This is a genomic window from Chryseobacterium sp. SIMBA_029, assembly GCF_046535275.1.
GTDB lineage: Bacteria > Bacteroidota > Bacteroidia > Flavobacteriales > Weeksellaceae > Chryseobacterium.
The window spans coordinates 92,966-104,423 of the sequence record NZ_JAWRXA010000006.1; the positions used below are offsets into that span (position 1 = coordinate 92,966).

At 36.9% G+C, this 11,458-nt stretch carries 15 protein-coding genes; 12 read left to right on the plus strand and 3 right to left on the minus strand.

The features are described from left to right. Nucleotides 1–26: 26 nt before the first annotated feature. On the minus strand, nucleotides 27–1,673 hold the full coding sequence (gene pafA, locus SB679_RS12250; protein WP_410702607.1) for an alkaline phosphatase PafA: 1,647 nt from the start codon (nucleotides 1,671–1,673) through the stop codon (nucleotides 27–29). 104 nt (nucleotides 1,674–1,777) lie between these two features. Here pafA and SB679_RS12255 point away from each other — a divergent pair, with 104 nt between their 5' ends. The 12 genes from SB679_RS12255 (at nucleotide 1,778) to SB679_RS12310 (ending at nucleotide 9,713) form a co-directional block, all read left to right on the plus strand. Continuing rightward, nucleotides 1,778–2,560 carry a hypothetical protein gene (locus SB679_RS12255; protein WP_410702608.1) on the plus strand — a complete coding sequence of 261 codons (783 nt, stop codon included), beginning with the start codon at nucleotides 1,778–1,780 and terminating at the stop codon, nucleotides 2,558–2,560. A 111-nt stretch (nucleotides 2,561–2,671) separates the two neighbouring features. Continuing rightward, nucleotides 2,672–3,256, plus strand: coding sequence for a TetR/AcrR family transcriptional regulator (locus SB679_RS12260; RefSeq protein ID WP_410702609.1), 585 nt, complete (start codon nucleotides 2,672–2,674; stop codon nucleotides 3,254–3,256). Between the two features lie 70 nt (nucleotides 3,257–3,326). Beyond that, complete coding sequence (locus SB679_RS12265; RefSeq protein WP_410702610.1) at nucleotides 3,327–4,064, plus strand: SDR family oxidoreductase; 738 nt, start codon at nucleotides 3,327–3,329, stop codon at nucleotides 4,062–4,064. A 302-nt stretch (nucleotides 4,065–4,366) separates the two neighbouring features. Continuing rightward, on the plus strand, nucleotides 4,367–4,615 hold the full coding sequence (locus SB679_RS12270) for a hypothetical protein (protein WP_410702612.1): 249 nt from the start codon (nucleotides 4,367–4,369) through the stop codon (nucleotides 4,613–4,615). 121 nt (nucleotides 4,616–4,736) lie between these two features. Beyond that, complete coding sequence (locus SB679_RS12275) at nucleotides 4,737–5,636, plus strand: NmrA family NAD(P)-binding protein (protein WP_410702613.1); 900 nt, start codon at nucleotides 4,737–4,739, stop codon at nucleotides 5,634–5,636. A gap of 16 nt (nucleotides 5,637–5,652) precedes the next feature. Next, nucleotides 5,653–6,567, plus strand: coding sequence for a helix-turn-helix domain-containing protein (locus tag SB679_RS12280; protein WP_410702614.1), 915 nt, complete (start codon nucleotides 5,653–5,655; stop codon nucleotides 6,565–6,567). Nucleotides 6,568–6,716: 149 nt separating this feature from the next. After that, a complete protein-coding gene (locus SB679_RS12285; protein ID WP_410702615.1) occupies nucleotides 6,717–7,313 on the plus strand; it encodes a hypothetical protein in 597 nt (198 codons plus the stop codon). A gap of 1 nt (nucleotide 7,314) precedes the next feature. Then, entirely contained in the window at nucleotides 7,315–7,563 is a 249-nt protein-coding gene (locus SB679_RS12290) for a redox-active disulfide protein 2 (protein ID WP_410702616.1), read from the plus strand. Between the two features lie 318 nt (nucleotides 7,564–7,881). Then, entirely contained in the window at nucleotides 7,882–8,238 is a 357-nt protein-coding gene (locus tag SB679_RS12295; protein ID WP_410702617.1) for a hypothetical protein, read from the plus strand. A 22-nt stretch (nucleotides 8,239–8,260) separates the two neighbouring features. Further along, entirely contained in the window at nucleotides 8,261–8,761 is a 501-nt protein-coding gene (locus tag SB679_RS12300) for a hypothetical protein (protein ID WP_410702618.1), read from the plus strand. A 64-nt stretch (nucleotides 8,762–8,825) separates the two neighbouring features. Next, nucleotides 8,826–9,182, plus strand: coding sequence for a hypothetical protein (locus SB679_RS12305; protein WP_410702619.1), 357 nt, complete (start codon nucleotides 8,826–8,828; stop codon nucleotides 9,180–9,182). Between the two features lie 27 nt (nucleotides 9,183–9,209). Next, nucleotides 9,210–9,713, plus strand: coding sequence for a hypothetical protein (locus SB679_RS12310; RefSeq protein ID WP_410702620.1), 504 nt, complete (start codon nucleotides 9,210–9,212; stop codon nucleotides 9,711–9,713). A gap of 125 nt (nucleotides 9,714–9,838) precedes the next feature. On the opposite strand, the gene SB679_RS12315 is transcribed toward SB679_RS12310, so the two are convergent. Both SB679_RS12315 and SB679_RS12320 read right to left on the minus strand, forming a co-directional pair. Beyond that, entirely contained in the window at nucleotides 9,839–10,765 is a 927-nt protein-coding gene (locus tag SB679_RS12315) for a malate dehydrogenase (protein WP_034710107.1), read from the minus strand. 117 nt (nucleotides 10,766–10,882) lie between these two features. After that, complete coding sequence (locus tag SB679_RS12320; protein ID WP_410702621.1) at nucleotides 10,883–11,434, minus strand: biliverdin-producing heme oxygenase; 552 nt, start codon at nucleotides 11,432–11,434, stop codon at nucleotides 10,883–10,885. Nucleotides 11,435–11,458: the final 24 nt, after the last annotated feature.

The window sequence follows — 11,458 nt, forward strand, 5'->3', positions numbered from 1 at the left end:
AGTGTTTTTTTATATTTGTTTTGATATTATTTCCCGATCACTTCAGTAATTGGATTTCCGATATTTCCGCTTGGAAACTGGATTTTCAATAAAGAAGAAACCGTTGGTGCAATATCAGTCATATTATACGCTTTGTTGCTTTCACCATGCTGTATTCCCCAACCCATAAAGATTAACGGAATGTGGGAATCATAAGAATTCCATACACTGTGCGTCGTCCCTTTTTTAGCATAAGAAGGAAGCATAGAATCGTGGGAGATCAGCTGGATATCACCACTTCGCTGTCTGTTGATACCATTGATGATTCTCTGTTTTATAGGCTCCGGAATAGTAGATTCCTGAACTTTGGTAACGGAAACCGCGTATAAAATCGTAGGATCTTTTTCAAGTTCTTTGATCGTAAAATCTCTTACATCATCTAATTCAAGCTTGTTGTCTGCCAATAGTTTTCTGTCAAAATATACCTGATAGTTATCCACTGCATTGATCAGTTTATCCACCCCGAATTTATCTTTCAATTTTTGGTTGATATCCTTTTCCATTCCTTCACCGAAGAAACCCGTTGCTATTTTATGCTCTTGTAAGAACCCTACAGAATGTGCTCCCCCGTGGTCTGCAGAAAGGAAAATCGTATACTCTCCTTTTCCTACTTTTGAATCCAGATAGTTGAAAAATTGAGCCAGATCCTGATCCAGCCTTATATAAACATCCTCTACTTCAATAGAATTAGGACCATATTTGTGGCCTGCATAATCGGTAGATGCCAGGTTGATCGCTAAAAAGTCTGTGACAGCATCGGCCCCTAATTTTTCGCCTTCCACAGAAGCTTCGGCTAATTTCAGGGTTAGTGTATTTCCGAAAGGGGTATAACGAATATTATCCTTTTTCTCCTGATAATCTTTTGCTAAATTGCTGTAAGGGAAAGTCGGCGTTTTCGCACTTCCCAAAAGCCCTTCCCATGAAGAATTATCGGGTGAACTTTCTGTATATTGATTAATAGGAAGTAAGGTATTCCATCCGTTTGCCACTAATTTCTCCGGCTGTTTCTGTGCATTAAAAGATTTCACCCATTGCGGCAATTCATTCATGTACCAGGTACTCGTAATAAAATCTCCTGTAGAATCATCAAACCAAAACGCTCCGTTTGGAGTATGACCTGCCGGAAGAATAGAAGCACGGTCTTTCAAAGAAACGCCAATTACTTTACCCTGAAAATTGGTAGCCAGCCTCAATTCATCAGTTACGGTAGTAGACCAAAGATTTTTAGGAGAGTGACTTCCTGCTTTTGCATTCGTAGTTCCTACCGGCTGTACGCTCTCATCTGCTGTACAATACACATTTTTACCGGTTTCTTTATCCGTCCAGTCGTTTCCGGCAATCCCATGAATGGCAGGAACTGAACCTGTATAAATACAAGTATGTCCTAAAGCCGTAATGGTGGGCACATAGTTGATATGTACGTTATTCAGAGAGTATCCGGTATTCAGTAATCTTTTGAAACCTTCGTTTCCAAATTTATTATAAAAACGGTATAGATAATCCCAACGCATCTGGTCTACCACCAGACCTACGACTAATTTGGGTCTTTCTACCTGAGAATTTTTGGTCTTCTGAGCATTAATTGTAATTACGGACAAAGCGGTAGCTGCCGCAATTGAAATTTTCCTAAGCATCTGGTACATTTTTATTGACCACAAATTTAAGGGTTTTCAAAGTTTTGGAATGTGAAATTTTATTTAAATTTGAGAATCATACATTTTCATCAATTACTGCACTCATGATTTTAGGAGTATACTGGTATTATCAATTTCCGGAAAATTTATACCATTCCAATTTTTTTCATTTTTTCAAAGGGATTGGAGGGCACGCCAACAACCCCGCAGAGCTGGAAGCAAAAGTTTCAGTGGATAATGTCGACCGTTTCCTTGAAAAATTAGAACACCTGAAATCTGAGTTTAAGAATACGTATCTGTCATGTAAGATCAATGGAAATCAACTTATGATGACTATCGGTGATTATAGTCTTTTTGATTATCATTTTCAGTTGGTCCTTGAAATAGAAAAATTACTGATCTTAGAAAACGCAGTTTCACTGGGCCCCGGATTTCCATTCGAAATAAAATCAACGAAAAACTTCAATCCTGAAGCAGAAAAATTTCAGACGATAGAACATCGTTTTATTCAGCTTACCGGATCCGATTTTAAAAAAGATCATGCTGAAAATTTTTCCATGAGAATCGATTGTAATCTGCCTTTGGAAGATAAAATAAGTTTTATTCATGATCTTGTACACATTTGCCATGAAGAACATTTGTCTGTATTCTATTACAACGATTTTGATTTTAAAAACCATTGCAACCTGATGCTCATTTTCACTAATGGAAGACAGAAAAAAGATCATATACAATCTGTTGACATCAATTCTTTTGGAAGTAAAGTCCGGCATCTTACTCAGAAATATCCACTTCACTTTGGACACCTAGAAAGTCCGAAACATTATCCTTTACAGGGTCCTTATATCGAATTGATGGTGGATGAAGAGTATATTATTATACGGTAAACATTTGATACCATCCCAACATCTTATCGACAGAAGCTATAAAAGATATTGATATTTTTATTTTGTACCGAATAGTACAATTATTTACCTTTGCTTCAGAAATTAATCCCAATGGCAGGAAGACCCAAAATATTTAACGAGCACGAAGCCGTAGAAAAAGCAACTGAAGTTTTCAGGAGCAAGGGCTACGATACTGCTTCCGCAGATGAATTGCTTGGAGCTATGGGAATCGGAAAAGGAAGTTTTTATCTGGCATTTAAAGGGGGGAAACAGGAACTTTATATCAGATCTCTCCAACAGTTTTCAGAACAATTTTATCATTTTTTTTTGGAAAGCGTAGCAAATGCTGAAAACAAGATAGAATTCATCAAACAATACTTTTTAAGCCTTGCCGATTCTCCCGACTGTGATAAAGAGCGCGGGTGCTATTTGGGAAACGCCTTGGTTCAGCTTTCAGAAAAAGACCAGAAAATAAAAATGACCACCGCTTTCCTACTGAAAAATTTACAACAGCTTTTTACAGATATCATTAGAAATGCACAAAAAAACGGACAGATCAAAAGTACCGAAGATCCGGAAATCCTGGGATGGCATTTAAGCAATTTATGGAACGGAATTCATGTGACCAGAAGAATGGAAAATTCTCCCGAAACCCTTCGTTCACTCATTGCACTTAATCTCAAACTCATCGAATAAAATTTTTTATCCAATTTTGTACTAAATAGTACAAAATATAAAAATACGTTATAATTAAACAACAAACATTATGAACATCACCAACAACACCATTCTGATTACCGGAGGAGGATCAGGAATCGGATTAGAAATTGCAAAAACATTAAGTCCTAACAACACCGTTATTATCACAGGAAGAAATAAGGAAAAGCTAGATGCAGCAGCAAAAAATTTAGAAAATGTTTTTATCATTCAGGCCGATATTACCAACGAAAGTGATGTTGACAGATTGGTCGAAGAGATTAAAAACACATTCGGATCTCTGCATGTCCTTATTAACAACGCCGGACATGCTTATGCTTATACACTTTCAGAAAATTCAGACAGCTATAATAAAGCCGTCGCTGAGTTTGCCACCAATTATTTCGCTCCGGTAAGACTAACCGAAAAATTACTTCCTTTATTAAAACAGCAGACTGAAGCAGCAATCGTCAACGTTTCATCAATTGTTGCTTTTGTTCCCGCATCAAATATTCCTACCTATTCGGATTCTAAAGCAGCTCTGCATTCTTATACTCAATTACTGAGATATGAACTTGCAAAAAATACTGGCGTTAAAGTATTTGAATTAATGCCACCACTCGTCAACACAGACCTTTCCGAAGGAATCGGTGGCAAAGAAAATGGAATTCCGGCTTCCGATGTCGCGAATGATTTGGTAAAAGGCCTTCAGGAAAATATTTATGAGATCCGTGTGGGAAATACAGAGGTTATATACAGTAACTTCTTTGCTAATTCTGAAGCTTCTTTTAGTGTATTAAATCCGTAATGAAACTTGCTTCCTATTATTTTTAATAATAAGGATGATTTAAATGTAAAGCCAGATTTTTCTTACATAGCATTACGATAATCTCCCACAGATTGAGCTGATAACATGGATTCTTTTATGATGATCTGTTAAATAAGCTGAGTCTGTGGGAGATCTTTTTAAAGTTTATCTCGAAAATATCTTATACTTTATGCAGAAAAACAAGTATTCATTTTAAATTTTTCGCCAAAAACTTAAATCACCGTAAAGTGTGTTAAATAATTTTATATCTTAGTCCTATCAAATTAAAAATAGTAACTGCTATGAAAAATTCAAAGAAATTAACACGAAAAGAGTTGGTATTCATTAGTGGTGGAGATATCCCTTTTGCTATCTGTGATGCCGATGGCAACTGTCCGCCTGGATTTCCAAGTGGAGGTGGAAACAGCTACTGCAGTGGCGGGATATGTTATAGAACCAGTCCTGGCGGCGGCGGTCCCGGTGGCGGATGTATTGAGCCCCAGCACCTTTGTCAGTCATGGGAAACAGGATGTGGATGTGTTTATTTGTAAACATTGTTAGATAAATGAGAGAGCGGTTTTTACCGCTCTTTTTTTGGCTACATAAAAAGCAGATCCGGCTACATCTGATCTGTAGCTATTCCTGAACTTTGTCCGTATAAAAATAGTTAAAATGAAAATTATTGTAACAGGCTCGTTAGGAAATATCAGCGAACCGCTAACCAAAGAATTAATACGTAAAGGACATGCTGTTACGGTTATAAGCAGCAGTTTTGAAAGAAAAATAGCTATTGAAGCATTAGGTGCCAAAGCTGCCATAGGCACGATGGAAGATATTGATTTCTTGGCGGAAACATTTCGGGGAGCTGATGTTGTCTATGCCATGGAAGCATTGAATGCCGGCAGTTTTTTTAATCATGATCTGGATTTTATTGAAGCCAATACTAAAATCGGAAGCAATTATAAATCTGCTATCGAAAAATCAGGGGTTAAAAACATCATCCATCTAAGCAGCATCGGGGCTCACATGAAGGATGGAAACGGTATTCTCACCTTTCATTATAACGTAGAGCAGCTATTGAATGAACTTCCTGAAGAGGTATCCATTAAATTTATGCGTCCTGTAGGATTTTACTACAATATGTTTTCTTTTATTCCTACTATAAAATCTCAAAATGCCATCTTCCAAAACTATGGAGGCAGTGAAAAGGAACCATGGGTTTCGCCATTGGATATTGCTGCTGTTATTGCTGAAGAAATTGAAAAACCTTTTAACGGAAGAGAGGTTCGCTATATTGCCAGTGAAGAAATTTCGCCTGATGACATCGCAGCAACATTAGGGAAAGCCATTGGAAATCCAGATTTGAAATGGATTACCGTTACCGATGAAGAAATGCTTAATGGAATGATCGGTGCAGGGATGAATCCTAAAACGGCAAAAGGTTTTGTAGAGATGAATGCAGCCAGGGGGAGCGGTCTCTTGTATGAAGATTACAGACAACATAAGCCTGTGCTTGGAAATGTAAAACTGAAAGATTTTGCTGAACAATTTGCGGCAGCGTATCATCAATAATATGTAATTTAGTATCGTGAAACAGCCCGTAAGAATAAAAACCATCACTGAGTTCCATCAGTTCAGAGCACTGCCTAAGCCGGAACATCCGCTGATCAGCATCATCGATTACAGTACCATCAGGCGCAATCCGGAAAGTACTGAATTGAGCTGGATTCAGGATTTTTATTCTATTTCTATTAAACGTACCTCTAATGCACGAATACAATATGGCCAGCAGGAATATGATTTTGACGAAGGGTTTATGTTTTTCATGGCTCCGGGACAGGTTTTCAGTATTACGATAGATCCAAATTCAAACACTGAACATACGGGATGGATACTGCTCATCCATCCCGATTTTCTATGGGGAACTTCTTTGGCCAAGACTATAAAACAATATGAATATTTTGATTATTCGGTGAATGAAGCTTTATTTCTTTCTGAAAAAGAAGAAAATACACTGAAACAGATCATACTGAATATCCAGCAGGAATACCATGCTAATATTGATAAATTCAGTCAGAATATCATCATTTCCCAGGTTGAAACCCTTCTGCATTATGCTGAACGCTACTACCAAAGACAGTTTATTACCCGTAAAATATCCAATCATAAAATCCTGGATACTCTGGAAGATCTATTGGAAGATTATTTCAGTAATGAAGACCTTCTTATAAAAGGTCTGCCTTCCGTGCAACACGTTGCAGCCCAGCTTAATCTTTCCCCCGGCTATCTTACCGGTTTATTAAAAATACTTACCGGACAGAGTACCCAGCAGCACATTCATGAAAAACTGATCGAAAAAGCAAAAGAAAAACTGTCAACCACCCCATTGTCTGTAAGTGAAATTGCTTACGAACTGGGCTTTGAACATCCCCAGTCTTTCAGTAAATTATTTAAAAATAAAACTAATCTGTCGCCTTTGGAATTCAGGCAGTCGTTTAGTTAATCTTAAGATCTGAAACAAATTGAAAGCACAAAATCATATAATAAAACCTGTCAGAAATCATAACAGAAACGCTCTCTACAGAACGTTTTTTTCTTTTATTTAATCTAAATAGACCCTAAGTATTAGGATAAAAATAATATATTAGTGGCATGAAATATTTTGAAAAAATTCAAGGACTTCTTCCGTTGGGGTATTTATACCTCATCATTCTTGGACTTTTAAAGGAAAGTATTTTTTTTTATCCGCTGGGAATACATATTCTAAAATTTTCTTCCATTACCGATATCCTGATCAGTCCTATTTCTGATATTACTTCCAACCCTATTCTTATCATTCTGATCACTTTTATATTCCTTGCCTTTTTTATATATCAGGCAGTCCTCATTAAAAACAGTCATAAAGAATGGGGTAAAAAAATACTTAAGTCTTACCGACTTAATGCAGATGTAGACAAAAAAGAACTCCAAAAGGCAATGATCCCTGTTTTCGGGGTAATTGTGGCATTCGCACTTCTTTCTCTTTTTGTTGGTCTTGGAATAGGACAAGGTAAAATGGTGAAAAATAAACTTGAGAAACAAAGTTTTAAGAATAATTATGTTGTGACCTTCAATTCGGGAAAAACAACAGAAATCTATATTATTGACAACAACAGTTCCTACTATTTCTATGCAGAAAAAGGCAGTAAAACTGTGAAAATAGTCCCCACAGGAAATATCAGTTCCTTAGAAGTAATTAACCAAAAATAATATGAAAAATAAACTAATAACCGACTACACCGATGAAGAACTCATAAAAAATGAGAAAACATTAAAAGTAATGACTATAATGCTGATGTGCACACTGGTCCTACTCTTTTGTGCACTTCTCTTCCTTACTATTGAAAAAGGATTCAGCCCTTTACTTATCGTTCCGGTTTGCCTGTTCCCTTTATTACTTATTAATTTCATCAACTGGAATAATCTTAAAAAAGAAAAAACCAGAAGAAATCTGAAATAAAACTGTATTTCATTTTTAGCAATAAACTGTTGAAAATTGATTGAAATACATTATCTCTTATTAAATCTCACAAGAAAGCATACAAATTCATATTTAAAATCACGCTTTTCTAATAGAAACATCACTAATAAGTGATGTTTTTGGCGTTTTATACGATAAAAACTCATCCATTCGAAAAACAACAACCCTTTATTTATCAAAACATTACTACAATATATCATTAAAACAAACGTGATTAACTAAAAATATATTTCACCAATAATTGATTATTAATGAAATTTTAATATTTTTAACCCAACTAATAACCTAAATAATATCATGAAAAAAGCATTTCTTTTAATGGCTGCATGCAGTTTATTTCTTGTCTCATGCAGTAACGAAAATATTCCTGTCCTTTCACAGGAAAATCAGAAAAATGAAGCGGTGCAAAACTTTAAACAGGCACTGACTCATCTCAACAATCCAGAAAATCTTCCTACCGAAGAAGAAAAACGTTCTCCAGAATTCCCAGAAATGAGTGAACGAAGACTGGATATTCTATATCCTGCCGCAAAGGGCTTGATTAAATCTACAGGTGTAAAAGATGATGAACTGAAAAAAGCAACAAACGGCGACAAAAAAGCAACCTTAAAATGGGCTTTAGAGATCTTCCGTGACAGTAATAACTTACTTTAATCTTCTCTAAAACAGTTCACTTATGAAAAAAACTGCATTATTCATTTTTATGCTGATAACATCAATGATGTATTCCCAAACGAATTCCATTCAGATCATTAATTTTTCTCCTTATAACGTTAAATTTACTCTGCAAGGAAATGACAAGGTAGCTCCAACTATTGACTGCGTGCCTTGGGTATACAACCAGGATCCGATAGCTTTGTCTCCAGGGCAATCAATTACCTATTCACAATACAATTCAACGCATCTTACAGCCTTACCAATCAATGCATGGAAGGTTTACGCTCCCGATGGCACTCATATTACTTACGACCTGACTACTGGAATGAGCGTTCCCACGGCCATTAGTGGTACTACTTCGTGGGCACTCATCAATATATTTACTCCGGCTGGAGAGCAATTGCAGCTAGGAAGATCCTGCACCGGTAATGATGGTCCTTATACAACTCCTCCCGGATCTTCTATTACCGCCACATGGAATACACTAAACGGAAATGTATTGGTTGTAATCACTCAATAACTTGTCATTCACAAATAACTCAGGTACTAAGACCTGCAAATATCATATCCATAGCTCCAATTTTATGAAAAAAAACATTCTTTTAATGGTTGCATGCAGTGTATTTCTTACCTCATGCAGCAATGAAAACATGCCTGTCTTTTCACAGGAAAATCAGAAAAACGAAGCGGTGCAAAACTTTAAACAGGCACTGACTCATCTCAACAATCCAGAAAATCTTCCCACCGAAGAAGAAAAACGTTCTCCGGAATTCCCCGAAATGAGTGAGCGAAGACTGAATATTTTATATCCTGCCGCAAAGGGCCTGATCAAATCTACAGGTGTAAAAGATGATGAACTGCAAAAAGCAACAAACGGCGACAAAAAAGCAGCCTTAAAATGGGCTTTAGAGATCTTCCGCGACAGTAATAATCAACTATAATTCTTAAAACTAAAACCATTATCCACTATGAAACGAATAGCACTCCTTATATTTCTATCCATTGCTTCATTGGCTTTGTCACAAACCAATACCATCCAGATTATTAATTTCACCCCGAATAATATCCAGTTCAGACTTGCCGGCCGTGGCAATCAACTGGTAATGGATTGTCAACCTCTTATAACAGCCCAGGGATATACCACGCTCAACTCTGGTCAAAGTGTGACGTATACTCAATACAATACTGCCCAGCTTGTGAATCCCCCCATTTATACATGGGACGTCATCGCTGAAGCAGTAGGTGGAACCAGTTATACAGCCAATCCTTCTACCGGAAACATTATTCCCGCGTTTGTAAGCAACGTAAGCAGATGGGGAGTTCTGGATATCATCAGCCCTGCCGGAGATTATTATCGTCTGGAGAAAGCTTGTGAAGTTCCGGGAGGAGTTTTCAGTACTCCACCAGGCGCAACGGTTACCGCATCATGGAGCGAGCTGGGTGGAAATGTACTTGTGGTCATTACACCATAAAAATATATTTGCCTTTAGTTATTATTTAGACAGACCTTTCTCTTTTGAGGGTCTGTCTTTTTTTGATGTAAAATAAAGAACCCAGCGCCTTTGGCGCTGGGTTCTTGTATATAAAGTTTAAAATATTAAAACTTCAAATCACCATTCACTTCTCTCACAGCATTAGCTGCTTCAGCGAATTTTAACTGCTCATCAGCAGTCAGTGTAATGTTTACGATGCTTTCCACACCGTTAGCTCCGATGATCGCAGGCACACCTAAACAGATGTCATTCTGACCATATTCACCCTCAAGCATTAGAGAACAAGGAATCATTTTCTTCTGGTCGCATGCAATCGCCTGAACCATTACAGAAACAGCAGCACCAGGTGCATACCATGCAGAAGTACCTAATAGTTTAGTTAAGGTAGCTCCTCCTACTTTCGTTTCTTCGATTACATATTTTTGTTTCTCTTCGTCTAAGAATTCAGTTACAGGAACTCCGTTTCTTGTAGCTTTGCTCAATAATGGAAGCATTCCTGTATCACTGTGAGCAGCGATTACCATTCCGTCAACGTCAGAAATAGGGCTTTCCAGTGCTTCAGCCAATCTGTATTTGAATCTTGCAGAATCCAGTGCACCACCCATACCGATGATCTTGTGCTTAGGAAGACCTGATGTTTTGTGTACCAGATAAGCCATTGTATCCATTGGGTTAGAAACCACAATGATGATTACTTCAGGAGAATGTTTTACTAAATTAGCCGTAACATCTTTTACAATTCCGGCATTGATACCGATCAGCTCTTCTCTGGTCATTCCAGGTTTTCTTGGAATCCCTGAAGTGATTACTGCTACATGAGAACCTGCAGTCTTGCTGTAATCTCCTGTTGTTCCGGTAATTTTTGTATCGAATCCGTTAAGCGATGCGGTTTGCATCAAATCCATTGCCTTACCTTCAGCAAAACCTTCTTTAATGTCTACTAAAACTACTTCTGAACAGAAGTTTTTCATAGCGATGTATTCCGCACAGCTTGCTCCTACAGCGCCTGCACCTACTACAGTTACTTTCATATTGTATACTTTTAAAAATTTATTTTTTAGTTGAGTCTAAAAATTAGAACGCCCAAATTTAACAATTCCTGAAAAATTGGGCAATCTTTCAGGAATTTTATTAAGGTTTAAAAGAAATTAATTGACGTTTAATAGAAACGTATATAATTTTTTAGCTCCGGATAACACTTCATTGTAGTTTTCTTCACTCACTTCAGTATCCAGAACCTCTTTGAAATTTTTCCACATCGGTCCTGTATTTTCCTGATAGCATCCAAAGAAATTGAAGCTTACCTGATCAAATCCTTCCGTTTTAGAAAGCTGTTTTGCAATTACATTTCCACCTAATGTGGATCCTTCAATCACGTACATAGCTCCCAGTGCTTCATGCTCATTACTGAACTCAAGATCATGGGAAGCCGTTTGATTTTCCAGAGAAAGACTTTCAAGATCCTTCTCAATTAAAGGAAGTTTTTTTCTATTATCCAACTGAAGCTTTTCAGCATATTTATCAGAAAGGTTGTTGAATATTTTATCTTCAGAATGCAAAAGCATCAGATAATTGGTGTTGATAATCTTTTTGTAGTCTTCTAAAGTAAAAGTTCTGTTAAAGATCTTTTCAGAATTAAAAAGTTTTTCAGCAGCATCGTGATATTCTGCCGTGTTTTTTTTAAGATATTCAGATACCATAGTAAGTATTTAAAAGTTTCCTCA